Here is a 23,461-nt window from a genome sequence, read left to right as displayed (position 1 = left end):
GGTTCGAGGCTACTGCTGCGCCGACCGGGCGCTGCCGTGCACCCAGCTGAGCTCGACGATCCGCGGGTCGAGGTCGCCGATCTCCTCGCCCCCTTCGGCGCGGCTGATCCGCACCTCCAGCCGGCGCTCGGCGAGCCCCTCGGCCAGCCCCTCCCCCCACTCCACGACGGTCACCGCCTCGTCCAGGGAGGTGTCCAGGTCGAGGTCGTCGAGCTCGGCCATGCCGCCCAGCCGGTAGGCGTCGACGTGCACCAGGTCGGGGCCGCCGACCAGGGAGGGATGGACCCGGGCGATCACGAACGTCGGGGAGGTGACGTCCCCACGCACCCCGAGGCCGGCGCCGAGCCCCTGGGTGAAGGTGGTCTTGCCCGCACCCAGTCCCCCACTGAGCACCAGCAGGTCACCGGGCTCCAGCAGCAGGCCCACCCGCCGACCCAGGTCGCGCATCTGGTCGCCGTCGAGGATCGTGTGCCGCGTCGGGAGCTCCCGGCTCAGCTCGACGTACGGCGGGTGGCCGCCACGCTGCCGGAACCCCTGGGACTCCCAGAACCCCACGGTCGCGGGCAGCTCCTGGCGCGCCAGCACGGTGACGACCTGCTGCGCGGGTGCCGCCTGCACCGCTGCCTCGAGCAGCGCCCCGGCGACTCCCATGCCCTGGGCCGCGGGCAGCACGCCGAAGCGGCGCACGAACATGGTGCCGTCCTGGGGGTCCAGCAGCAGCGCGCCGACAGGTGCGCCGTCCAGCCGGGCCAGGATTCCGTTGGCCCGCCCCAGGGCCCGCGAGATGCTCTGCGGGGTCTCGTCCAGGGCGGCCGCGGGCGGGTCGAGCCGAGGACGTGCGGCGAAGGCAGCGTGCACGACCGCGTGCACCTCCTCGGCAGCCTGGGCGCCGACGCGTTCCACGCTGAGACCATCGGGACCCGGGCTCACCTCGCGCGCTCCGCCACGAGCGCGCCGGCGCGGGAGATGAGCTCGTCGAGCTCGGCGTTGACGTCGTCGTGGCGCTCCAGGATCACCATGTGCCCGGCCCCCTGGGCCTCGAACAGGTCGGAGCCGTGGATCCGGGCGTGCAGCTTGCGGCTGTGCCCGATGCGCGTCACCTTGTCCTCGGTCCCGCAGATGATGGTGCACGGCGCGGCGGACAGCGCCCCGACATGCTCGAAGTGGTCCAGCGTCGCGAAGGCCGGGTAGAAGTCGGCGACGACCTCGAAGGGGGTGTCGTCGATCATGGAGAAGACGAAGTCCACGTAGCTGCGGGGCACGTCGTCCCCGAACGAGTAGAGGTCGGTGACGACCTGCGCCATGCGGTGCCCGGCAGCCCGGAACCGGTCGACCATCAGGTGCCCGCGGCTCAGCAGCCGCACCGTACGGGACACCGCGCGCGCTCCCAGCCCCAGGGGCACCATGGGGAAGATGATGCGTCCGGGGTCCAGTCCCCCGGCGGTGCTGCCGATCAGGGCGGTCCCGACGATCTTGTCCCCGAACAGCTCGGGGAACTCCGAGGCGAGGGCGATCAGCGCCATGCCGCCCATGGAGTGGCTCACCACCACCACCGGCCCGGGGGCGCAGGTGTCGATCACCCGGCGGAGATCCCGGCCGAGCTGCTCGAGGGTGCAGTTCTCCTCCGGGGACCGGGCGGACCTGCCGTGCGAGCGCTGGTCGTAGAAGACTGTGCGCACCTGTCCGCGGTAGGCGGCGCGCTGGAAGTGCCAGCAGTCGAGGTTCAGGGCGTAGCCGTGCACGAAGACCACGGTGAGGTCGTGGTTGCCGTCCGGTCCGGGTTCGTCGATCTCGACGTGCAGGTCGACGCCGTCGTCGGTGACGACCTTGAGACCGGGCGAGCGGAGCGTCCCGAACGGGGTGGCGTCGCCGGCCCCGCTGCGCGCGATCACCCGTTGCTGCTGCACCATCCGGGCCGCTGTGCCCGCGGCCGCGACCCCGAGGGCGCCGGCGGCCAGGCCCCACTTCTTGCCGCTGCTCCTCACCGGGGCTGCCCGCCCACGTGGCGACGCGCCAGCCGGCCGCCTACTCGCGTCACGATCTCGTAGCTGATGGTGTCGCAGGCCTCGGCCCACTCCTGAGCGGTCGGCTCGCCCTGGGTGCCGGGGCCCAGCAGCACGAACTCCGTGCCCTCCTCGGGCAGGTCGCCCTCGAGGTCGACCATCACCTGGTCCATGCAGACCCGTCCCCGCAGCGGGCGTCGGCGGCCGGCGACCTGCACCTCGGCACCGGGGCTGGCCGCCCGGGGGATGCCCTCGCCGTAGCCGACCGGGATCAGGGCCAGGGTGGTGTCGCGCTCCGCGGTCCAGGTGTGCCCGTAGGAGACGCCCGCCCCCGCGGGCACCGGCTTGACCATCGCCACCCGGCCCCGGACCGTCATCGCCGGCACCAGGCCCAGCTCGGGCAGGTGGCCGGGTGCGGGGTCGAGCCCGTAGAGCGCGATCCCGCAGCGCACCAGGTCGAACCGGGCCGAGGGTCGCAGCACCGCGGCGGCGGAGTTGGCCAGGTGCCGCACCTCCGGCGCCAGGCCGGCGGCCTCGGCTACGGCGACGGCTTCCAGGAAGGCCACCTCCTGCACCTCGTTGACCGGTGAGTCCGGGTCGTCGGAGGAGACCAGGTGGCTCCAGATCCCGGTGACCCGGATCCGGCCCTCGCGCTCCAGCCGCCGGGCGTGCTCGGTCAGGGCGGCCCAGTCGGTCCGGAGCGCTCCGCCGCGCGAGAGGCCGGTGTCGATCTTCAGCTGCACCCGGGCGATCCGGTCGACCCGGTCGGCGGCACGGGCGATCTCGTCGAGCGCGCGCGTGGAGTACGCCGAGAGGTCGACCTCGGCGCGCACCGGGTCGTCGTACCGCTCGCCGGGGATGGTCAGCCAGCACAGCAGCCGACCGGTGTCCCCGTCGCGGCGCAGGGTCATCGCCTCGTCCAGCGTCGCGACGCCCAGCCAGTCGGCGCCGCCGCGGCGGGCCGCGCGGGCCACCTCGCACATCCCGTGTCCGTAGCCGTCGGCCTTGACCACCGCCATCAGCGCTGCGGGGGCGACCACGGCGCGGAGCACCTCGGCGTTGTGGGTGATGGCGTCCAGGTCGACGACGATCTCCGCTCGTGCCACCGGATCGGTCATGACTCTCATTCTCCCACCAGGGCGAGCACCTCGTTCACGGCAGGTCCCAGGGCACCAGCCACGTCGCCGGCGCGCAGCGGTCCGCCGGCACCGGCGAGCTCCGCCGCCCTGCCGTGCAGCCAGGCCCCCACCGACGCCGCGTCGAGACCGGAGAGCCCGGACGCCAGCAGCGCGCCCACCACCCCGGCCAGCACGTCACCGGCGCCCGCGGTGGCCAGCCAGGGGGTGCCGGTGGTGTTGACCCGGACCGCACCCGAAGGGTCGGCCACCAGCGTGCGACGGCCCTTGAGCAGGACCGTGGCGTGCAGCGTCCGAGCGGCCTCGCGCGCGTGCCGCAGGGGCGCCGCCTCGACCTCGGGGCGCGCGACGCCGAGCAGCGCCGCCAGCTCCCCGGCGTGCGGGGTGAGCACCAGCCGGGCACCGGGGACGGACGGGGTCAGATGAGCCAGGGCGTCCGCGTCGACCACCACGGGCACCTGGTCGGCCAGGGCGGCGGCCAGGGCGGGGCCCGCCTGGTCGTCGCTGCCGGGCCCGACCACCCAGGCCTGCACGCGACCTTCCCCCACCACCTCGGGGCACGTCGACCTCACCTGGTGCCCGACGGCCTCGGGGCCGACGTAGCGGACCATCCCGGCGAGGCCGGACAGCGCGCCGCGGACGCAGAGCACCGCGGCGCCGGCGTAGGTGGCCGAGCCGGCCCGGACGCCGACGACGCCGCGGCTGTACTTGTGCGCCGCGGCGTCGGGGCGGGGCAGCAGGCGCGCCACGTCCTCGGCCTCCAGGGCGCACACCTCCGGCGCGGGGAGCGCCAACCCCAGGTCGACGAGCCGGACGCGTCCTGCCGCGGCGGCCGCCGGGTCGACCAGGTGGGCGACCTTGTGGGTCCCGAAGGTCCACGTCTCCTCGGCCCGCACGTGGGGTCCGTCCAGCTCGCCGGAGTCGACGTCGACCCCGGAGGGGACGTCCACCGCGACCACCGGGATCCCCGCCAGGGCCTCGAGCGCGGCGGCGGCGTCCGGACGCAGCCCAGGACGACCCCCGATGCCCACGATCCCGTCGACCACCACGTCGGCGCCCAGGGCGACGGCCTCGTCGAGCTCGACCAGGCGCCCGCCCGCGGCCCGCAGCGCCGCCAGGCCTGCGGGATGCACCGCCGGCGCCAGCGCCAGCCCCCACACCTGGGCCCCGCGCCGCGCGAGCAGGGCACCGGCGTGCAGCGCGTCGCCGCCGTTGTCCCCGGGCCCGAGCAGCAGCAGCACCCGGGCGCCGTAGGTGCGGCCCAGGCGCTCCGCGATTCCGGTGGCGATCCCGGTGGCGAGCCCGGCGGCCGCCCGCGCCATCAGGGCACCGTCGGGCAGCACGGCCAGGACCTCGGCCTCCGCGGCCCGGACCTGGGCGACCGTGTGTGCCCGAAGCATCCCTAGCCCTCCAGCACCACGACGGCCGAGGCGATGCCCGCGTCGTGCGAGAGCGAGACGTGCACGTGGTCGACTCCGAGCGCGGCCGCCTGCGCGGCGACGGAGCCGCACAGCGCGAAGCGGGGACGCCCGGTGTCCTCCGAGACGATCTCCGCGTCGTGCCAGGCCATCCCCACCGGGGCTCCCAGCGCCTTGGCGAGCGCCTCCTTGGCGGCGAACCGGGCTGCCAGGGAGGCCAGCGGCCGGGTCGCCTCCGCGGGCGTGAACAGCCGCTCCCGCAGTCCCGGGGTGCGCTCCAGGGAGGCGCCGAACCGAGCGATGTCGGCGACGTCGATGCCCACGCCCAGGACTGCCATCGGCCGCGTCCTACTCGACCGTGACGGACTTGGCCAGGTTGCGGGGCTGGTCGACGTCGTGACCCATCGCCGTGGCCAGCTCGCAGGCGAAGAGCTGCAGCGGCACCACCGCGACCAGGGGCTGGAGCAGCACCGGCACCCGGGGCAGCTCGATCAGCTCGTGCGCGTAGGGGCGGATCGACTCGTCCCCCTCCTCGGCGAGACAGATGGTGTGGGCCCCCCGGGCGCGCACCTCCTGGATCCCGCTGAGCATCTTGTCGTGCAGCTGGTCCCGACCTCGCGGCGGCACGATGCACAGCACCGGCAGCCCTTCCTCGACCAGCGCGATGGGGCCGTGCTTGAGCTCGCCGGCGGCGAAGCCCTCGGCGTGGATGTAGGCCAGCTCCTTCAGCTTCAGCGCCCCCTCCAGGGCCACCGGGTAGCCGGCGTGGCGACCCAGGAAGAGCACCGACCGGGTGTCGACGTGGTGCCGGGCCAGGGCGTAGACCTGCTGGTCGTTGTCGAGCACGGTCTGGATGTGGGCCGGCATCTGGTCCAGCTGGTCGAGCACCTCGCCGATCTCGTCGCCGTAGCGGGTGCCCTTGACCTGCGCCAGGTAGAGGGCCAGCAGGTAGCAGGCCACGAGCTGGGTCACGTAGCCCTTGGTCGAGGCCACCCCGATCTCGGGGCCGGCATGGGTGTAGACGACACCGTCGGACTCCCGCGGGATGGTCGAGCCGTTGGTGTTGCAGATGGCCAGCACCTTGGACCGCTGGACCCGGGCGTGCCGGATCGCCTGCAGCGTGTCGGCGGTCTCGCCGGACTGGCTGATCGCCACCACCAGCGTGGAGTGGGTCAGAATCGGGTCGCGGTAGCGGAACTCCGAGGCCAGCTCGACCTCCACCGAGATCCGGGTCCAGTGCTCGATCGCGTACTTGGCGACCATGCCGGCGTAGAACGAGGTGCCGGCCGCGATGATGATGATCTTGTCGATGTCGCGCAGCTCGTCGTCGGACAGGCGCATCTCGTCCAGCTGCAGCAGGCCCTCGGGGGTACGACGCCCCAGGAGCGCGTCGGCCACGGCCTTGGGCTGCTCGTAGATCTCCTTGCGCATGAACCAGTCGTGACCGTCCTTCTCGGCCGCCGTCAGGTCCCAGTCGACGTGGTACTGGCGGCCCTGCGCGGGAGTGCCGTCGAAGCCGCTGACCGCGACACCGTCGCGGGTGATGGTGACGACCTGGTCCTGGTCGAGCTCGAGCGCCTCGCGGGTGTGGTCGATGAAGGCCGCGACGTCGGAGCCGAGGAAGTTCTCCCCCTCGCCGAGGCCCACGACCAGCGGCGAGTTGCGCCGCGCCGCCACGACGCGTGAGGGGTCCGCGCCGTCCAGGGCGACCAGGGTGAAGGCGCCCTCCAGGCGGCTGCACACCCGCTGCATCGCCGTCGTGAGGTCGTGCCCGGCGAGCACCTCGAGCTCGAGGAGGTGGGCCGCGATCTCGGTGTCGGTCTCGGAGTGCATCTCATGACCGGCGTGCTCGAGCTCGATGCGCAGCGACGCGAAGTTCTCGATGATGCCGTTGTGCACCACCGCGAGGCGGCTGGTCCGGCCCAGGTGGGGGTGGGCGTTGACGTCGTTGGGGGCGCCGTGCGTGGCCCACCGGGTGTGCCCGATGCCGGAGGTGGACTCCGGGAGGGGCTTCTCGTCGATGGCCTTGACCAGGTTGGAGAGCTTGCCGGCCTTCTTGGCCGAGGCGATCGTGCCGTCGACTGCCAGCGCCACGCCGGCGGAGTCGTAGCCCCGGTACTCCAGCCGACGGAGTCCGTCGATGACCACGTCCTGGGCCTGCTTCTCTCCGACGTACCCCACGATTCCGCACATGGGCGGTGAGTCTAGTGCTCCGGGGCTTTGCAAGAATGCCCGCCATGTCCTCACCCGGCGACGAGTCCTCGCCGTACGTCGAGCTCCAGCGCGCCGCGTGGGCTTCCTTGGCCCCGGCCAGCGACGCTCCGCTCAGCGCGGAGGAGATCGGCCGGCTGCGCGGGCTCGGGGACTCCCTGGACCTGGGCGAGGTCGAGCAGGTGTACCTGCCGCTGTCCCGGCTGCTGTCGATGTACGTCGAGAGTGCCGGGCGGCTGCACCGGCGCCAGGAGGCGTTCCTGCACCGCCAGCACCCGCCGCGGACCCCGTTCGTGATCGGCATCGCCGGCTCCGTGGCCGTGGGCAAGTCGACCACAGCGCGGGTGCTCCAGCAGATGCTGGCCCACTGGCCCGAGCACCCCAACGTGGCCCTGGTGACCACCGACGGCTTCCTGCTGCCCAACGCCGAGCTGCAACGACGCGGCATCCTGCACCGCAAGGGCTTCCCGGAGTCCTACGACCGCAAGGCGCTGCTGCGCTTCGTGATGAACATCAAGTCCGGCCGCGACGAGGTCGACGCCCCGACGTACTCCCACCTGGTCTACGACGTGCTGCCGCGCGAGCGGGTCACCGTCCGGCGGCCCGACATCGTGATCGTCGAGGGCCTCAACGTGCTGCAGCCGGCCCGGGTCCGCGACGACGGCAAGGTGGGGCTGGCGGTCAGCGACTTCTTCGACTTCTCCGTCTACGTCGACGCCGCGACCTCCGACATCCGCCGGTGGTACGTCGAGCGGTTCCTGCGCCTGCGCGAGACGGCCTTCCGCGAGCCGGGCTCCTACTTCACGAAGTACGCCGAGCTCACCCACCAGCAGGCGGTCGCCGAGGCGGAGCGGATCTGGGACACCATCAACGGCCCCAACCTCGACCAGAACGTGCTGCCGACGCGGAGCCGGGCCACGCTGGTGCTGCGCAAGGACGCCGACCACTCGGTGCGCTACGTGCGACTCCGCCGTCTCTGAGGCCGTCTCTGAGGCGATCTCTGAGGCCGGCCCCGACCCGGGGGCCGGGTCAGAGCGACAGCTGGCTCTTCACGACCTCGGCGAGCCGCGCGGCCACCTGCTCGGCCTCGTCGGCGGTGGGTGCCTCCACCATCACCCGCACCAGTGGCTCGGTGCCCGAGGGGCGCAGCAGCACCCGGCCGCGCTCGCCGAGCAGGGCCTCCTCCTCGGCGACGGCGGCCGCGAGGACCGCGTCCTCGTCGGCACGGGACTTGTCGACGTTCGGGACGTTGAGGAGCACCTGGGGCAGGCGGGTCATCACGCTCGCCAGGTCCTTGAGGGTGCGTCCGGTGGTGACCATCCGCTCCATCACGTGCAGGGCGGTCAGGATGCCGTCGCCGGTGGTGGCATGGTCGCTGAGGATCACGTGCCCCGACTGCTCCCCGCCGAGGGAGTAGCCCGAGAGCTTCATCGCCTCCAGCACGTAGCGGTCCCCCACCTTGGTCTGGCGCACGCCGATGTCGTGGGCGCGCATCGCGTTCACGAAGCCGAGGTTGCTCATCACGGTGGCGACCACGGTGTCGCGGGCGAGCTTGCCCTGGTCGGAGAGGGAGAGGGCGAGGATGGCCAGGATCTGGTCGCCGTCCACCACGGTGCCCTCGTGGTCCACCGCCAGGCACCGGTCGGCGTCCCCGTCGAGGCCGAAGCCCACGTCGGCTCCGTGCTCCAGGACGGCCGCCTGCAGGCTGCCCAGGTGGGTCGAGCCGCAGTTCTCGTTGATGTTGGTGCCGTCAGGCTGGGCGTGGATGGCGATCACGGTCGCGCCGGCGTCCTCCAGGGCCCGGGGCGCGGCCTCCCAGGCTGCGCCCTCGGCGCAGTCCACCACGACGGTGAGACCGGCCAGCGGGTGCTCGATGGTGCGCACCAGGTGCGCGGCGTACTCGCTCACCGCGGTGTGGTGGGGCTCGACCCGGCCGACTCCGGCACCGGTGGGGCGGTCCCAGGGCTCGCCCATGCGCTTCTCGATCGCCACCTCGAGGGCGTCGTCGAGCTTGTGCCCGCCGCGGGCCAGGAACTTGATGCCGTTGTCGGGCATCGCGTTGTGGGAGGCCGAGAGCATCACGCCCAGGTCGGCGTCCAGGGACCCGGTCAGGTACGCCGTGCCCGGGGTGGGCAGCACGCCCAGCACCAGCACGTCGACCCCGGCCGAGGCCAGGCCGGCGACCACCGCGGCCTCGAGGAACTGCCCCGAGATGCGAGTGTCACGGCCGACGACGGCCAGGGGACGTTCGCGGGCGAACTCGCCCCGGTCCGCGAGCACGTGCGCCGCAGACACGGCGAGGTCCAGGGCCAGCTCCGCGGTCAGTAGACCGTTGGCCAGGCCCCGGACCCCGTCCGTGCCGAAAAGACGCGTCATGCAGTCGCGATCAGCGCTTGCTGAACTGCGGTGCCTTGCGGGCCTTCTTGAGACCAGCCTTCTTGCGCTCGATGACGCGGGCGTCACGAGTCAGCAGGCCGGCCTTCTTCAGGGTCGGACGGTTGGCCTCTTCGTCGATCGAGTTCAGGCAGCGAGCCACGCCGAGGCGCAGCGCTCCGGCCTGACCGGTGATGCCGCCGCCGTGGATGCGGGCGATGACGTCGAAGCGGCCCTCGAGCTGCAGGTTCGAGAACGGCTCGTTCACGACCTGCTGGTGCAGCTTGTTGGGGAAGTAGGAGTCCAGGGTGCGACCGTTGACGGTCCACTCGCCGGTGCCGGGCACGATGCGCACCCGGGCGACGGCCTCCTTGCGGCGGCCGGTGGCCGCAGCGGGGGCGATCGTCGCCGGGCGCAGCGGCGCGTCGGCCGACGGGGCGGACTCGGAGCTGTAGGCGACGCCCTGCTCGTTGGTCTCGAAGGTCTCCTCGACCTCAGCGGTCTCGGTGTTCTCGGTGGTCTCAGCCACGGTAATCCTCACTCGTCCTTGGAAGTTACTGGGAGATCTGCTGGATCTCGAACGGCTTGGCCTGCTGGGCCACGTGCGGGTGCTCGGGGCCGGCGTAGACCTTGAGCTTCTTGAGGATCTGGCGACCGAGACGGTTCTTGGGGAGCATGCCCCAGACCGCGTTCTCGATGGCCTTGCGTGCGTCCTTCTCCAGCAGCTCGCCGAACGGCGTGGCGGAGAGACCACCCGGGTAGCCCGAGTGGCGGTAGGCGAGCTTGGTGACCTTCTTGTTGGCCGACAGGGCGACCTTGTCCGCGTTGATGATGATGACGAAGTCACCGACATCCATGTGCGGAGCGAAGATCGGCTTGTGCTTGCCTCGCAGGAGGTTGGCGGCCTGGACGGAGAGACGTCCGAGGACCACGTCGGTGGCGTCGATGACGTGCCACTCGCGCTGAATGTCAGCGGGCTTCGGGCTGTACGTGCGCACGGCGAGAACCTTCTCGTTCGTAGGTCCCGGCGGGAGGTGTCTCGCCGGGTGGGTGGAACCGCGGCTTCTGACGAACACGGCCCGGCTTGCCCGTCCCACCAGCGGACTGGGGGGCGAGGTGTCCGGATCTGCGCCTGGGCCGTGAAGGCCCGGACGCGGCAGGAGTCGCGACGATCGAGTGTAGGGCTCGATCCGGCGGCCGGACAAATCCCGCTGCCGCGGGCAGGGGCCGCTGAGCGCAAACGTATACCCCCGCTTACGCCGGGCTCGGGTCGAGGACTAGGTTGTAGCAGACCTGACGACGTGAACAATACGTGCCTAAAGGAGCCGACGTGACTGACGCACCGGCCACCGATGCCCCGGCCACCGCCGGTGCATCGAAAGAGTCCCTCACCGTCCGTGACAACCGCACCGGCGTGGAGTACGACCTCAAGATCACTGACAACACCATCCGCGCTGCGGACCTGGGGCAGATCAAGCTGGGTGACCAGCCCGGACTGGCCACCTACGACCCCGGCTTCGTCAACACCGCCTCGTGCCGCAGCTCGGTGACCTACATCGACGGCGACAAGGGCATCCTGGAGTACCGGGGCTATCCCATCGAGCAGCTGGCCGAGAATTCCAGCTTCCTCGAGGTCGCCTACCTGCTGATCCACGGCGCTCTGCCCACCAAGGCCGAGTACGACGCGTGGGAGCACGAGATCACCTACCACACGTTCGTGCACGAGAACGTGAAGTCCTTCATGGAGGGCTTCCGCTACGACGCCCACCCGATGGGCATGCTGATGGCATCGGTGGGGGCGCTGTCGACCTTCTACCCCGACGCCCGCAACATCACCGACCCGGACAACCGGCACATCCAGATGGTCCGGATGATCGCCAAGATGCCGACGCTGGGCGCCTGGTCCTTCCGGCACGCCCAGGGCAAGCCGTTCATCTACCCCGACAACGACCTCTCCTACACCGCCAACTTCCTCTCGATGCTCTTCAAGATGAGCGAGAAGAAGTACGGCGCGGACGAGCGGCTGGTCAAGGCGCTCGACACGCTCTTCATCCTGCACGCCGACCACGAGCAGAACGCCTCCACCAACGCCGTCCGCTCGGTCGGGTCCACCCAGGTGGACCCCTACTCCGCGGTCGCCGCCGGTGTCGGTGCGCTCTACGGCCCGCTGCACGGCGGGGCCAACGAGGCCGTGCTGCGGATGCTGCGCCGGATCGGCTCGAAGCAGAACATCCCCGCCTTCATCGAGGGCGTGAAGAACGGCAACGAGAAGCTCATGGGCTTCGGGCACCGGGTCTACAAGAACTACGACCCGCGCGCCAAGATCATCAAGAAGTCCGCCGAGGACGTCTTCGCGGTCACGGGCACCAACCCGCTGCTGGAGATCGCCCTGGAGCTGGAGAAGATCGCGCTCGAGGACGAGTACTTCGTCAAGCGGCGCCTCTACCCCAACGTGGACTTCTACTCCGGTCTCATTTACGAGGCCTTCCAGTTCCCCCCGGAGATGTTCACCGTGCTGTTCGCCATCGGTCGCACCCCGGGCTGGCTGGCGCAGTGGCTGGAGCTGGTGCAGGACAAGGACCAGAAGATCGCCCGGCCCAAGCAGATCTACACCGGAGAGCGGGGCCTCGACTTCGTCCCGAGCTCCGAGCGCTGGGCCTGACCCAGACGCACCGCGACAGCCCCGCACGTCCCGACCGGGACGGGCGGGGCTGTTGCCGTCGCGTCACTCCCGCAGCAGCCGCTGCCACGCGGTGCGACCCAGGGCCCGGCGCAGCCCTCCGGTGGGACCCGCGGCGCCGAGCGCGGCGCGCGCCGCGTTCCAGCCGCACGCCCCGTGCACGCCACCACCGGGGTGGGCCGAGGCGCTGGCCAGGAAGAGACCGGGCACCGGGGTCTCGGGCCGTCCCAGGCCGGGCACCGGACGCAGCACCAGCTGCTGGTGCAGCGCCGAGGTCCCGGCGTTGATGGCCCCCTGGACCAGGTTGGCGTCGGCCGCCTCGAGGTCACCGGGCCCTTGCACCAGGCGTCCCACCTGACGACTGCCGAAGCCCGGCGCCACCCGCTCGATCGCGGCCTCGATCCGCGCCACGTGCGCCGCGACCCGGTCCGCGTCCCAGTCCCCGTGCGGCACGTGCGTGTAGGCCCAGGCCGACTCGGTCCCGGCCGGGGACCGGGTCGGGTCCGAGGCGGTCATCTGGCCGAACAGCACGAACGGGCGCTCCGGCGTCCGCCTGAGCGAGAGGTCTGCCGCGAACTCCACGAAGCCGTCCACGTCGACCCCGAGGTGCACGGTCCCCGCCGCGCGTGCCCGCTCTGCGGTCCAGGGCACCGGGCCGTCCAGGGCCCAGTTGACCTTGATGGTGGAGTTGTCCCACTGGAACCGCTCCAGGTCGCGCAGCAGCCGGGCCGGCAGGGGTGTGCCGGCGAGCAGTTGCTGGTAGAGCGCGGGAGCGGCCACGTCCGCGAGCACCGCGCGCCGCGCCCGGACCGACGTACCGTCGGCCAGCCGTACGCCGCTCGCCCGCCCGCCGGAGGTGGTCACCGTCTCCACGGCCACCCCGGTGCGCACCTGGACCCCGACCGACTCCGCGCGGCGCCGCAGCGCCATAGCAAGCTCTCCGGCGCCACCTTGCGGCACCGGGAACCCCACGTCCTGGGCGAGCATCGTGAGCAGCCACCCGAACAGCGCGCTCCCGGCCGCGTCGGGCGGTACGTCGCTGTGCAGGGCGTTGCCGGTGAGCAGCAGCGGCGCCGCGTCCCCGACGAACCGCTCCTCGCCGAGCCGGCGTACCGGCATCACCGCGAGGCGGGCGAAGTCGAGCGTCCCGGCGGCGCCGAGACGGCGCAGCATGCGCAAGCCCGCGGCCACGGGCGGGAAGGGCGTGAAGAGGGCGTCGAGCAGGGGGTCACGCAACTGCTGCCACCCCGCCACCAGCTCCATCCAGGCGTCCCCGTCGCCGGGGGCGGCGGTCTCCAGGAGCTCGGCGGTCTCCGCGGCGTCGCGGCACAGCACGGCGGCGCGGCCGTCCTCGGTGACGTGCGCCAAGGGGTGCGGCGCCCGGCACCAGCGCAGCCCGTGCTGCTCGAGGTGGAGGTCGGTGATGATCGGGCTGGCCGCAGCGAGCGGGTAGAAGGCGCTGAACATGTCCGAGACGTAGCCCGGGGCCACCGCCTCGGCGCTGCGCACCGCTCCCCCGACCTGGTCCTGCGCCTCCACCAGGACCACGTCCCAACCGGCATCGCCAAGCGCGTTCGCGGCGACCAGACCATTGGGGCCGGCGCCGATCACCACCGCGTCGACTGATTCAGCACCCACAGTCGTCATCGTCCACCTCCAGCAGTGGCGTACCCGGGCCCGCGGGTTCCAAGCGCCCGCCCAGAAAGGTCTCAGCCGGTTCACAGGGTCTGCTGGCATGCTGGCAGGCATGAGTGAGACCCCGCCGCCCAGCTACTACGGTTCACCTCAGCAAGGTCCCGACCCGACCCCGCAGCCACGCCCGGACGGGAGCGGCGCCGGACGATCGCGGGGCACCGGGCTCGCCGTCGGGGTGCTCGTGGGCGCCCTGCTGCTCGGAGGCGCCGCAGGCGTGGGTGGCGCCGCCGCGTACGACCAGTGGTGGGACGACGACAACGGCGCGAGCTCCGCCCCGGACCGGAGCACTCCCTCGCGCAGCGACACCGACAGCGCGGGCAGCGACGCCAGCATGGAGGGCGTGGAGGGCGTGGCCGAGGAGGTGCTGCCCTCGGTGGTGCGCATCGACGTCAGGACCAGCGGCGGCGGCGGTTCGGGCAGCGGGATCGTGCTCACCGAGACCGGCCGGATCCTGACCAACAACCACGTGATCGAGGGTGCCAGCGGCGACGGGGAAATCACCGTCTCCTTCTCGGACGGGACGCGCGCCTCGGCCGAGGTGCTGGGAGCCGACCCGCTCACCGACACCGCGGTGATCCAGGCCGAGGACGTCTCGGGCCAGACCCCGGCGACCATCGGCAACTCCAACGACCTGCGCGTGGGCCAGCCGGTGGTGGCCATCGGCTCCCCGTTCGGGCTGGACGCCACGGTCACCTACGGCATCGTCAGCGCACTGGGGCGGCCGGTCAACGTCGGCGCCGCGGACAACGCGGGCAACACCACCACCTACCCGGCCATCCAGACCGACGCTGCCATCAACCCGGGCAACTCCGGTGGTCCGCTGGTCGACCTCGACGGTCGGGTGGTGGGCATCAACTCCTCCATCCGGACCGCCTCGGACTCCTCGAGCGGCCAGGCCGGCTCCATCGGCCTGGGCTTCGCCATCCCGATCGACGACATCCTGCCGATCATCGACCAGATGGCCAAGGGCGAGACCCCGACCCACGCGCGGTTGGGCGTCCAGGTCACCGATGCCGCCACCGCCGGGGACAGCGACGCGCTGGGGGCGCTGATCCGCAGCGTGACGCCGGGATCGAGCGCCGCCAAGGCCGGCCTCGAGGACGGCGACATCATCACCGGGATCGACGGCCAGCCGATCGACAGCGCCGACGACCTGGTCGCCACGGTCCGCACCTACCGTCCCGGCGACGAGGTCGAGCTGACCTACGAGCGGGACGGCAAGGAGGAGAGCACCCAGCTGGTGCTCGACTCCGACGCGGACTCCGACTGACCTACCGCCGCACAGCGGCAGGGGCGGACGGGCCCGCTCAGCGGGACCGGCTCACCCTGCCCTCGTCCCAGACCGGCTCGTCGGACTCGTAGACCCCGCCGTCCGCGCCGTAGACCAGGTAGCGATCGAAGCGCCTGGCGAACCACCGGTCGTGGGTGACGGCGACGACCGTGCCCTCGAAGGACTCCAGCCCCGCCTCGAGCGCCTCCGCCGACTGGACGTCGAGGTTGTCGGTGGGCTCGTCCAGCAGCAGCAGGGTGGCCCCGGAGAGCTCGAGCAGCAGGATCTGGAACCGTGCCTGCTGGCCACCGCTGAGGGACTCGAAACGCTGCTCCCCCGCGTGCGCCAGCTCGTAGCGGTCCAGCACTCGGGCTGCCTGCTCACGGCCCCTGCCGGACCGGTGCTCGTCGCCGCGGTGCAGGATCTCCAGCAGGGTGCGCCCGACCAGCTCGGGGTGGTCGTGGGTCTGGACGAACCATCCCGGCCGCACCCGCGCGCCCAGCTTGGCGGTCCCGGTGTGCGGCACCGGCTTCACCGGTGCGGCACTCGAGACCGGCAGGTGCTCGCGCTCCGGGTCGCTGCCGCCGGCGGCCAGCAGCCGGAGGAAGTGTGACTTGCCGGACCCGTTGCTGCCCAGCACGGCCACCCGCTCGCCGTACCAGACCTCGAGGTCGAAGGGCTCCATCAGTCCGGTGAGCCCGAGTGCGGTGCAGACCACGGCACGCTTGCCGGTGCGTCCGCCGCGCAACCGCATCACCACCTGCTGCTCCCGCGGCTGCTCGGTCGGGGGGCCTGCCTCCTCGAACTTGCGCAGCCGGGTCTGCGCGGCCTGGTAGCGGCTGGCCATGTCGGAGTTGTACGCCGCCTTCTGCTTGTACATCAGCATCTGGGCGCGCAGCTTGGCCAGCTCCTCGTCCCAGCGCTTGCGCAGCTCCTCGAAGCGGGCGAAGCGCTCCTCCCGCGCCTGGTGGTAGGTGGCGAACCCGCCGGGATGGGTCCACACCTGGTTGCCGGCGCTGCCCAGCTCCACGGTGACGATCCGGGTGGCGGTGCTGGCCAGGAGCTGGCGGTCGTGGCTGATCAGCACGATGGTCTTCGGCGACTCCGCGATCCGCTGCTCCAGCCAGATCTTGCCGGGGACGTCGAGATAGTTGTCGGGCTCGTCCAGGAGCAGCACCTGGTCGGGGCCGGCCAGCAGGAACTCCAGCACCAGCCGCTTCTGCTCCCCGCCGGAGAGGGTGCGCAGGTCCCGGTTGCGGGCCCGCTCGAAGGGCACCCCGAGGGCGGCCACGGTGCACTTGTCCCAGACCACCTCCAGGTCGTAGCCACCGGCGTCGGCGTAGTCCGAGAGCGCCGTGGCGTAGCGCATCTGGGTGGGCTCGTCCTCGTGGTCCATCAGCCGTCGCTCGCAGGCGTCGACCTCCGCCGCCGCTCGGCGTACCGGCTCGGGGGCCACCGACATCAACAGGTCGGCAACGGTCTCCCCGGAGCCCCCGTGCCCGACGAACTGACGCATCACGCCGAGGCCGCCCGACCGGGTCACCGCCCCGGCGTGCGGCGCCAGCTCTCCGGTGACGATGCGCAGCAGGGTGGTCTTGCCGGCGCCGTTCGCCCCGACCAGTGCCACCTTGGCGCCCTCCCCCGCGCGGAACGAGACGTCGTCGAGCAGCACCCGACCGTCGGGCAGCTCGTAACGGACACCGGCGACATCGACATGACCCACGCAGGCGATTCTGCGCCAGCGGGCCGACGCTCCGCGACTTGGCGACGCGCCCAGTCGCCGGGCTACGCCGTCTTGGGCACCGCGCCCATGTCATTGGGGACCGGTCTTGGTGATGATGAGGGCCGACAACGGCACAGGAGAAGGGGCGGCGCATGCGGCTGGAGCTGTCAGCGGAGGACCAGGCTTTCCGGGATGAGATGCGAAGGTTCTTCACCACCGAGGTGCCGCAGGAGATCCGCTCCACCGTGCTGGAGGGCCGGGAGCTGAGCCGGGACCAGATCGTGACCAGCCAGCGCATCCTCAACGCTGCCGGGCTCGCGGTGCCGCACTGGCCCGTGGCCGACGGGGGCCGGGACTGGACCGACCTGCAGCGCCACATCTGGCACGAGGAGATGCAGCAGGCGGGCGTCCCCGCGCCGCTGGCGTTCAACGCCTCGATGATCGGGCCGGTGCTCGCCCAGTTCGCGACGCCGGAGATGAAGCGCCGGTTCCTGCCCGCCACCGCCAACCTCGACATCTGGTGGTCCCAGGGGTTCTCCGAGCCCGACGCCGGCTCGGACCTGGCCGGGCTGCGGACCACCGCGGTGCGCGACGGGGAGGACTGGGTGGTCAACGGGCAGAAGACCTGGACCACCCTGGGCCAGTACGGCGACTGGATCTTCACCCTGGTGCGCACCGACCCCGAGGCGAAGAAGCAGGCCGGCATCTCGATGCTGCTCATCGACATGACGTCCCCGGGTCTGGAGGTCCGGCCCATCGAGCTGATCGACGGCGGCCACGAGGTCAACGAGGTGTGGTTCACCGACGTGCGGGTGCCGGGCGAGAACCTCGTCGGCGAGGTCAACCAGGGCTGGACGATGGCCAAGTTCCTGCTCGGCAACGAGCGCGTGGGCGTAGCCCCGGTGGGGTCGGTCAAGCGGGCGCTGGCCCGAGCCAAGCAGCTCGCCGGGGAGCAGCTCGCCGACCCGCTGACCCGGGCCCGGGTCGCCGAGCTGGAGAACCAGCTGCTCGCCCTCGAGCTCACCGCCCTGCGGGTGGTCGCCAACTCCACCGACGGCGCCCCGCACCCGGCCAGCTCGGTGCTCAAGCTGCGCGGCACCGAGCTGCAGCAGGCGGTCAGCGAGCTGATCCTCGACCTCGCGGGGCCCGCCTCGCTGGGGGCGCGGGACGCCCACGACTCCGACCTGCCCGGCTGGGCCAGGCGCTCGGCCCCGACGTACCTCAACCTGCGCAAGGCCTCCATCTACGGAGGCTCGAACGAGATCCAGCGCCAGATCATCGCCCGCACCATCCTGGGTCTCTGAGAGGAGACGAGACGTGGACTTCAGCCTTGACGACGAGCAGGTCGCGCTGCGCGACGCGGTGCGCAGCCTGGTCACCAAGACGTACGGCGACTTCGAGCAGCGGCGCCGCACCAGTGCCTCCGAGCCCGGCTACGACGAGTCGCTGTGGCGGCAGCTGGCCGAGATGGGGGTGCTGGGCCTGCCGTTCGCCGAGGACGACGGCGGCATGGGTGCCGGCCCGGTGGAGGTCGGCCTGGTGGCGGCCGAGCTGGGACGGGTGCTGGCCCCCGAGCCGTTCCTCGCCTCCGTGGTGCTCGCCGGCGGCGCGGTCGCCGCCGCGGGCACCGCGGACCAGCGGGCCGAGCTGCTCGGCGCCCTGGCTGCCGGGGAGCGGCTGCTCGCCCTGGCGCACGAGGAGACCGTCCCGGTCACCGCCTCCCCCTTCGGCGATGGCTGGCGGCTCAACGGCACCAAGGAGCCGGTCCTGCACGGGGCCGGCGCGGACCTGCTGGTGGTCAGTGCCGCCCTGGCCGACGGTGGGACGGGGCTGTTCCTGGTCGAGGGCAGCGACGCCGACATCGACGGCTACCGGACCTACGACGGCGGGCGGGCCGCCCGGGTGCGACTCGAGGACGCTCCGGCCACCGTCCTCGGGGAGCCCGGCGCCGACCAGGCCACGACCCTCGCCGGGGTGCTGGCCGCCGCCCGGCTGGCCGCGTGCCACGAGGCCCTGGGGGGCATGGAGGCCGCACTGGCCGCCACCACCGGCTACCTCAAGAGCCGCAAGCAGTTCGGGGTCACGCTGAACACCTTCCAGGCGCTGACCTTCCGGGCCGCGGACATGTACGTCTCCCTGGAGCTGACCCGGAGCATCGTGGACTGGGCGACCATGGTGCTGGCCACCGGCGACGCGACGCGGGCCGCGGAGGCGAGTGCCCGGGCCGCCCTGCAGGTCAGCCGCGCGGGACGCCACATCGGCCAGGAGGCGATCCAGCTGCACGGCGGGATCGGCATGACCGCGGAGTACCTCGTCGGCAACATCACCGCCCACCTGACGGTGCTCGACCACCTGCTCGGGGACGGGCAGCAGCAGCTGGTCGCGCTGATGGCCGGCGTGGGCGACTACGAGGCGCTGGACCCGTTGGCGCCGACCATGCGAAGCACCAGCTCGCAGTAGTGCTCGGCGACCTGGTCCGGGCTCCACCCGCCCTGGCTGTCGAACCACCGGGACACGTCGATGCCCAGCGAGAGCACCGCCGCACCGGTGATCGCGGGCTCCGGGGTGTGGAAGACCCCGGCCTCCACGCCCCGGCGCACCAGGTCACGGACAATGGCGTCCATCCGGCGCCGCATCTTCTCGATCTCGGCCCGGTGCTCGGCGGTGAGCCCCGCGAGCTCGTAGTTCACGATGCGGCCGACGGTGTGGTTGAGCGCGTGGTGCCGCACGAAGTCGCGCACCAGCGCCACCAGCTGGTCCCGGGGACTCTGCGCGCCGGCGACGGCCGCCTCGCACAGCTCCAGGGCCCGCTGGTGTCCCGCCAGCGAGATCTGGTGCAGCAGCTCCTCCTTGGACCGGTGGTGCACGTAGAGGGCGGCCGGGCTCATCCCGGCGGCGGCGGCGATGTCGCGGGTGGTGGTCCCGTGGAAGCCCCGGGCCGCGAAGGCGCGGACGGCGGCGTCCAGCAACCGGGTGCGGGCATCGGGGCCGTTGACGTCATCGCTCACGCTTGTCATAGTAAGCAAGCGCTTAGTCACTCGCAATCCCAAGGAGCACACGTGCACGGACTCAAGGACAAGGTCGCGATCGTCACCGGGGCGAGTCGAGGCATCGGCCTCGGCGTCGCGGAGCGTCTGGTCGCCGAGGGCGCCAGGGTCTGCGTGACCGCGCGCAAGCCCGAGGCCCTGGCGGAGGCCGTCCAATCGCTCGGTGGCCCGGACCACGCGATCGGCGTCGCCGGCAACGCCGCGGACCCCGCGCACCGCGCCGAGGCCGTGGCCCGCACGCTCGAGGCGTTCGGCAGCGTGGACCTGCTGGTCAACAACACCGGCATCAACCCGGCGTACGGGCCGCTGGTGGAGCTCGACCTGGACGCCGCCCGCAAGATCCTCGACACCAACGTCGTCTCCGCCCTGGGCTGGGTGCAGGAGGTGCACCGCGCGTGGATGGCCGAGCACGGCGGCGCGGTGGTCAACATCTCCTCCGTGGCCGGCACCAAGCCCGCCCCCGGCATCGCGATGTACGGCGCGAGCAAGGCGACGTTGATCAGCCTCACCGAGTCCCTCGCCCTGGAGCTCGGCCCCTCGGTCCGCGTCAACGCCGTGGCCCCCGCCGTGGTCAAGACCAGGTTCGCCTCCGCCCTCTACGAGGGTCGGGAGGAGGAGGTCGCGGCCGGCTACCCGCTCAAGCGTCTCGGCGTCCCCGAGGACATCGGCAGCGTCGTGGCGTTCCTGCTCTCCGCCGAGGCGGGCTGGCTGACCGGCCAGACCCTCGTCGTCGACGGCGGCCTCACCCTCACCGGCGGCGTGTGATGGCCGACGCTGCAGCGGCCCTGGCCGACAAGGGCGCCGTGGTCACCGGCGCCGGGCACGGCATCGGCCGCGCGCTGGCCCGACGGCTCGCCGCCGAGGGTGCGCGGGTGGTCGTCAACGACCTCGACGCCGAGGCTGCGCGCAGCGTCGCCGACGAGATCGGTGGCACCGCGGTCCCCGGCGACTGCGCCACCGCCGAGGGCGTGGCACACCTGGTCTCCCGGGCCACCGAGGCGCTGGGACGTATCGACGTCTTCATGGCCAACGCCGGGATCGACGCCGCCTCCTCCGCCGGCGGGGACAGCCTCCAAGCGCCCGACGAGCTCTGGGAGCGGATGCTCGAGGTCAACACGATGGCTCACGTCAGGGCGGCCCGGGCCCTGGTGCCCGGCTGGCTGGCCGACGGTCAGGGCGGACGCTTCGTGGTCACCGCCTCGGCCGCGGGGCTGCTCACCATGCTCGGCAGCGCGCCGTACTCGGTGACCAAGCATGCTGCCGTCGGCTTCGCGGAGTGGCTCTCGGCCACCTACGGCCACCGTGGCATCACCGTGCAGGCGATCTGTCCCCAGGGAGTGCAGACCCGGATGCTGGAGCAGTCCGGGCCGCTGAAGGACCTGCTCTCCCGCGACGAGGCGCTGACCCCCGAGGCGGTGGCCCAGACCTGGGTGGACTCGCTGGACGAGGACCGCTTCCTGGTGCTGCCGCACGCCGAGGTGGGCGACTACTACGCCGCCCGGGCCACCCAGAACGAGCGCTGGCTGGCCGGGATGCGCAAGCTCCAGGTCGCGCTGGACCGAGCGACGGGAGCGACCGCATGAGCGCGGACGAGCTGCGGCACGACGAGATCCCCGGGCTGGACCTGGACGCCTTCGCCCGGTGGTACGCCGCCGAGCGTGCGGACCAGCTCTCGCTGGACCGGGCCGAGGCACTGACCGGCCGCCTGATCGCCGGCGGCAAGTCCAACCTGACCTACGAGGTCACCGACGGGCAGCAGTGGTGGATCGTGCGCCGCCCGCCCCTGGGCCACGTGCAGGCCACGGCCCACGACATGGGCCGCGAGCACACCGTGATGACCGCGCTGGCCGGGACCGGGGTGCCGGTGCCGACGACGTACGCGCACTGCGCGGACCCCTCGGTGCTGGGCGCCCCGTTCTACGTGATGGAGCGGGTCCCCGGCACGCCGTACCGGACCGCGGCGGAGCTCGGCGAGATCGGCCCCGAACGCACCGCCCACCTGGCCGACGCCATGATCAAGGTCCTGGCCACGCTGCACGCGGTCGACCCGGCCGAGGTCGGGCTGAGCGAGTTCGGCCGTCCCGAGGGGTTCCTGGAGCGCCAGGTACGCCGCTGGGGCAAGCAGCTGGCCGGGTCGGCCACCCGCGAGCTCCCGGACGCCGACCGGCTGCTGGCACACCTGGCGGCCACCGTGCCGGAGGCCGGCGCCCCCGGCATCGTCCACGGCGACTACCGCCTGGACAACCTGCTCTCGGTGGCCTCCGACGACCAGCCGGTCAAGGCGGTGGTCGACTGGGAGATGGCCACCCTGGGCGACCCGCTGACCGACCTGGCGCTGCTGCTGGTCTACGACAACCTCCCCCGGCTGATCGGCGGGCTCTCGCTGGCCGACGCCAGCACCGCTCCGGGCTACCCGAGCGCCGACGAGCAGCTCGCGGCGTACGTCGCGGCGGGCGGGCGCGAGGCGGCCGGCCCGGGCGGTGACATGGGCTTCCACCTGGGACTGGCCCACCTGAAGCTGGCGGTGATCCTCGAGGGGATCCACCACCGGCACCTCGAGGGCCAGACCATCGGCGGCGGCTTCGACGCCATCGGCGACGCCGTCGAGCCCCTGCTGGCAGCCGGCCTGGCTGCCGCCACCTCCTGAGCCATCCCCCAGAAAGGCTGACATGGACTTCACCTTCGACGACCGCACCCAGGAGCTCCAGACCGAGCTGCTCACCTTCATGGACTCCCACGTCCACCCGGCCGAGCACCGGTTCGAGACCGAGCTGGCAGCGCTGGCGGACCCGTTCGCCTGGACCCAGGCACCGGTGCTCGGCGAGCTGCGCACCGAGGCTCGCCGCCGCGGCCTGTGGAACCTCTTCCTCCCCGTCTCCGCCGACGAGCACGGTCGCGGCGGCGGTCTGACCAACCTGCAGTACGCCCCACTGGCCGAGATCAGCGGACGCAGCGGCAACCTGGCACCGGCGGCGATGAACTGCGCGGCGCCCGACACCGGCAACATGGAGGTGCTGCACCTCTTCGGCACCCCGGCGCAGCAGGAGCGCTGGCTGGAGCCGCTGCTGGCCGGCCGCATCCGCTCGGCCTTCGCCATGACCGAGCCGGACGTCGCGTCCTCCGACGCCACCAACATCGAGACCTCCATCGTCCGCGACGGAGACGACTACGTCATCAACGGACGCAAGTGGTGGATCACCGGGGCGATGAACCCCGAGTGCGAGGTCTTCATCGTGATGGGCAAGACCGACCCCGAGGCGTCGCGCCACCGCCAGCAGTCGATGATCCTGGTGCCGCGCGACACCCCCGGCCTGGAGGTCGTCCGCCCGATGCAGGTCTTCGGCTACGACGACCACGAGCACGGCGGGCACGCGGAGCTCACCTTCACCGACGTCCGGGTCCCGGTGACCAACCTGGTCGGCGAGGAGGGCGCCGGGTTCGCCATCGCCCAGGCCCGGCTGGGCCCGGGGCGGATCCACCACTGCATGCGCGCCATCGGTGTCGCCGAGCGCGCCATCGAGCTGATGTGCGCCAGGGCCGAGGACCGGGTCGCCTTCGGCCGGCCGCTGTCGCGCCAAGGCGTGATCCGGGAGTGGATCGCGGAGTCCCGGGTGGCGGTGGAGCAGCTGCGCCTGCTGGTCCTCAAGACCGCCTGGCTGATGGACACCGTGGGCAACCGCGGCGCCCACACCGAGATCCAGGCGATCAAGATCGCCACCCCCAAGGTGGTCCAGGAGATCCTGGACCGGGCGATGCAGCTGCACGGCGCCGGCGGGCTGTCCCAGGACTTTCCGCTCGCGGCGTCGTTCGCCGGGATCCGCACCCTGCGCTTCGCCGACGGCCCGGACGAGGTGCACAAGAACTCGCTGGCCAAGGCCGAGATGGCCCGCCAGGCGAAGGGCTGA

At 72.4% G+C, this 23,461-nt stretch carries 21 protein-coding genes; 9 read left to right on the top strand and 12 right to left on the bottom strand.

All coding sequences use genetic code 11. From position 1 onward, the window contains the following. Positions 1–9: 9 nt before the first annotated feature. Genes tsaE through glmS form a run of 6 tightly spaced genes read right to left on the bottom strand, consistent with a single transcriptional unit; the run spans position 10 to position 6,750 of the window. Positions 10–903 (bottom strand): tRNA (adenosine(37)-N6)-threonylcarbamoyltransferase complex ATPase subunit type 1 TsaE, encoded by an 894-nt coding sequence (tsaE, locus tag C5H89_RS05050; protein WP_240181716.1) that lies wholly within the window; start codon positions 901–903, stop codon positions 10–12. A gap of 23 nt (positions 904–926) precedes the next feature. Next, a complete protein-coding gene (locus C5H89_RS05045; RefSeq protein ID WP_240181715.1) occupies positions 927–1,985 on the bottom strand; it encodes an alpha/beta hydrolase in 1,059 nt (352 codons plus the stop codon). Next, entirely contained in the window at positions 1,982–3,121 is a 1,140-nt protein-coding gene (alr, locus tag C5H89_RS05040) for an alanine racemase (RefSeq protein WP_345840638.1), read from the bottom strand. Before alr ends, C5H89_RS05045 begins: the two co-directional genes overlap by 4 nt. 5 nt (positions 3,122–3,126) lie before the next feature. Further along, on the bottom strand, positions 3,127–4,539 hold the full coding sequence (locus C5H89_RS05035; protein WP_104105961.1) for an NAD(P)H-hydrate dehydratase: 1,413 nt from the start codon (positions 4,537–4,539) through the stop codon (positions 3,127–3,129). A 2-nt stretch (positions 4,540–4,541) separates the two neighbouring features. Next, positions 4,542–4,895 (bottom strand): holo-ACP synthase, encoded by a 354-nt coding sequence (locus tag C5H89_RS05030; RefSeq protein WP_104105960.1) that lies wholly within the window; start codon positions 4,893–4,895, stop codon positions 4,542–4,544. 10 nt (positions 4,896–4,905) lie between these two features. Continuing rightward, positions 4,906–6,750, bottom strand: a complete 1,845-nt coding sequence (gene glmS, locus C5H89_RS05025) for a glutamine--fructose-6-phosphate transaminase (isomerizing) (RefSeq protein WP_104105959.1) — start codon at positions 6,748–6,750, stop codon at positions 4,906–4,908. 44 nt (positions 6,751–6,794) lie between these two features. On the opposite strand from glmS, the gene coaA reads away from it, so the two are divergent. Further along, entirely contained in the window at positions 6,795–7,748 is a 954-nt protein-coding gene (gene coaA / locus C5H89_RS05020) for a type I pantothenate kinase (protein ID WP_205304863.1), read from the top strand. Between the two features lie 49 nt (positions 7,749–7,797). Here the strand turns inward: coaA and glmM are convergent, their stop codons facing one another. The 3 genes from glmM to rplM are packed head-to-tail and all read right to left on the bottom strand — an operon-like array spanning position 7,798 to position 10,139. Beyond that, entirely contained in the window at positions 7,798–9,144 is a 1,347-nt protein-coding gene (glmM, locus tag C5H89_RS05015; RefSeq protein ID WP_104105957.1) for a phosphoglucosamine mutase, read from the bottom strand. Between the two features lie 10 nt (positions 9,145–9,154). Next, positions 9,155–9,670 (bottom strand): 30S ribosomal protein S9, encoded by a 516-nt coding sequence (gene rpsI, locus C5H89_RS05010; RefSeq protein WP_101525191.1) that lies wholly within the window; start codon positions 9,668–9,670, stop codon positions 9,155–9,157. A 25-nt stretch (positions 9,671–9,695) separates the two neighbouring features. After that, the gene (rplM, locus tag C5H89_RS05005) at positions 9,696–10,139 is read right to left on the bottom strand and encodes a 50S ribosomal protein L13 (RefSeq protein WP_101525192.1); all 444 of its coding nucleotides are present in this window, start codon (positions 10,137–10,139) and stop codon (positions 9,696–9,698) included. A gap of 332 nt (positions 10,140–10,471) precedes the next feature. On the opposite strand from rplM, the gene C5H89_RS05000 reads away from it, so the two are divergent. Then, positions 10,472–11,803: a citrate synthase gene (locus C5H89_RS05000; protein WP_104105956.1), complete on the top strand. Its 1,332-nt coding sequence runs from the start codon at positions 10,472–10,474 to the stop codon at positions 11,801–11,803. Between the two features lie 63 nt (positions 11,804–11,866). Here the strand turns inward: C5H89_RS05000 and C5H89_RS04995 are convergent, their stop codons facing one another. Continuing rightward, positions 11,867–13,459 (bottom strand): NAD(P)/FAD-dependent oxidoreductase, encoded by a 1,593-nt coding sequence (locus C5H89_RS04995; RefSeq protein ID WP_240181714.1) that lies wholly within the window; start codon positions 13,457–13,459, stop codon positions 11,867–11,869. Between the two features lie 109 nt (positions 13,460–13,568). Between C5H89_RS04995 and C5H89_RS04990 the strand changes: the two genes are divergently transcribed. After that, positions 13,569–14,786, top strand: a complete 1,218-nt coding sequence (locus tag C5H89_RS04990; RefSeq protein WP_240181713.1) for a trypsin-like peptidase domain-containing protein — start codon at positions 13,569–13,571, stop codon at positions 14,784–14,786. Positions 14,787–14,823: 37 nt separating this feature from the next. Here the strand turns inward: C5H89_RS04990 and C5H89_RS04985 are convergent, their stop codons facing one another. Further along, positions 14,824–16,509 carry an ATP-binding cassette domain-containing protein gene (locus C5H89_RS04985; protein ID WP_104105953.1) on the bottom strand — a complete coding sequence of 562 codons (1,686 nt, stop codon included), beginning with the start codon at positions 16,507–16,509 and terminating at the stop codon, positions 14,824–14,826. A gap of 152 nt (positions 16,510–16,661) precedes the next feature. Here C5H89_RS04985 and C5H89_RS04980 point away from each other — a divergent pair, with 152 nt between their 5' ends. Both C5H89_RS04980 and C5H89_RS04975 read left to right on the top strand, forming a co-directional pair. Continuing rightward, positions 16,662–17,813 carry an acyl-CoA dehydrogenase family protein gene (locus C5H89_RS04980; RefSeq protein ID WP_104105952.1) on the top strand — a complete coding sequence of 384 codons (1,152 nt, stop codon included), beginning with the start codon at positions 16,662–16,664 and terminating at the stop codon, positions 17,811–17,813. 13 nt (positions 17,814–17,826) lie between these two features. After that, positions 17,827–18,969 (top strand): acyl-CoA dehydrogenase family protein, encoded by a 1,143-nt coding sequence (locus tag C5H89_RS04975; RefSeq protein WP_104105951.1) that lies wholly within the window; start codon positions 17,827–17,829, stop codon positions 18,967–18,969. Here the strand turns inward: C5H89_RS04975 and C5H89_RS04970 are convergent. Then, on the bottom strand, positions 18,915–19,517 hold the full coding sequence (locus tag C5H89_RS04970) for a TetR/AcrR family transcriptional regulator (RefSeq protein ID WP_240181712.1): 603 nt from the start codon (positions 19,515–19,517) through the stop codon (positions 18,915–18,917). The genes C5H89_RS04975 and C5H89_RS04970 overlap by 55 nt on opposite strands. Positions 19,518–19,568: 51 nt before the next feature. On the opposite strand from C5H89_RS04970, the gene C5H89_RS04965 reads away from it, so the two are divergent. From C5H89_RS04965 to C5H89_RS04950, 4 genes are read left to right on the top strand one after another with little or no spacing between them, the layout of a single operon-like run. Further along, positions 19,569–20,321 carry an SDR family oxidoreductase gene (locus C5H89_RS04965; protein ID WP_104105949.1) on the top strand — a complete coding sequence of 251 codons (753 nt, stop codon included), beginning with the start codon at positions 19,569–19,571 and terminating at the stop codon, positions 20,319–20,321. Further along, entirely contained in the window at positions 20,321–21,139 is an 819-nt protein-coding gene (locus tag C5H89_RS04960; protein WP_104105948.1) for an SDR family oxidoreductase, read from the top strand. The genes C5H89_RS04965 and C5H89_RS04960 overlap by 1 nt, the downstream gene beginning before the upstream one ends. Then, positions 21,136–22,203: a phosphotransferase family protein gene (locus tag C5H89_RS04955; protein WP_104105947.1), complete on the top strand. Its 1,068-nt coding sequence runs from the start codon at positions 21,136–21,138 to the stop codon at positions 22,201–22,203. The genes C5H89_RS04960 and C5H89_RS04955 overlap by 4 nt, the downstream gene beginning before the upstream one ends. A gap of 22 nt (positions 22,204–22,225) precedes the next feature. Next, complete coding sequence (locus C5H89_RS04950; protein WP_104105946.1) at positions 22,226–23,461, top strand: acyl-CoA dehydrogenase family protein; 1,236 nt, start codon at positions 22,226–22,228, stop codon at positions 23,459–23,461.

The sequence above is a fragment of the Nocardioides sp. 616 genome, from assembly GCF_002930065.1.
Taxonomy (GTDB): Bacteria; Actinomycetota; Actinomycetes; order Propionibacteriales; family Nocardioidaceae; genus Nocardioides; species Nocardioides houyundeii.
The sequence above is the reverse complement of the archived record's forward strand: the minus strand, read 5'-3'. Positions and strand labels throughout refer to the sequence as shown.

Bases quoted from the DNA above. Each gene is read 5' to 3' on its own strand.
- alr (WP_345840638.1), bottom strand. From the start codon at position 3,121: ATGACCGATCCGGTGGCACGAGCGGAGATCGTCGTCGACCTGGACGCC.
- C5H89_RS04980 (WP_104105952.1), top strand. From the start codon at position 16,662: ATGCGGCTGGAGCTGTCAGCGGAGGACCAGGCTTTCCGGGATGAGATG.
- C5H89_RS04955 (WP_104105947.1), top strand. From the start codon at position 21,136: ATGAGCGCGGACGAGCTGCGGCACGACGAGATCCCCGGGCTGGACCTG.
- C5H89_RS04950 (WP_104105946.1), top strand. From the start codon at position 22,226: ATGGACTTCACCTTCGACGACCGCACCCAGGAGCTCCAGACCGAGCTG.
- C5H89_RS05030 (WP_104105960.1), bottom strand. From the start codon at position 4,895: ATGGCAGTCCTGGGCGTGGGCATCGACGTCGCCGACATCGCTCGGTTC.
- C5H89_RS04990 (WP_240181713.1), top strand. From the start codon at position 13,569: ATGAGTGAGACCCCGCCGCCCAGCTACTACGGTTCACCTCAGCAAGGT.
- C5H89_RS05035 (WP_104105961.1), bottom strand. From the start codon at position 4,539: ATGCTTCGGGCACACACGGTCGCCCAGGTCCGGGCCGCGGAGGCCGAG.
- coaA (WP_205304863.1), top strand. From the start codon at position 6,795: ATGTCCTCACCCGGCGACGAGTCCTCGCCGTACGTCGAGCTCCAGCGC.
- C5H89_RS04960 (WP_104105948.1), top strand. From the start codon at position 20,321: ATGGCCGACGCTGCAGCGGCCCTGGCCGACAAGGGCGCCGTGGTCACC.
- glmM (WP_104105957.1), bottom strand. From the start codon at position 9,144: ATGACGCGTCTTTTCGGCACGGACGGGGTCCGGGGCCTGGCCAACGGT.
- glmS (WP_104105959.1), bottom strand. From the start codon at position 6,750: ATGTGCGGAATCGTGGGGTACGTCGGAGAGAAGCAGGCCCAGGACGTG.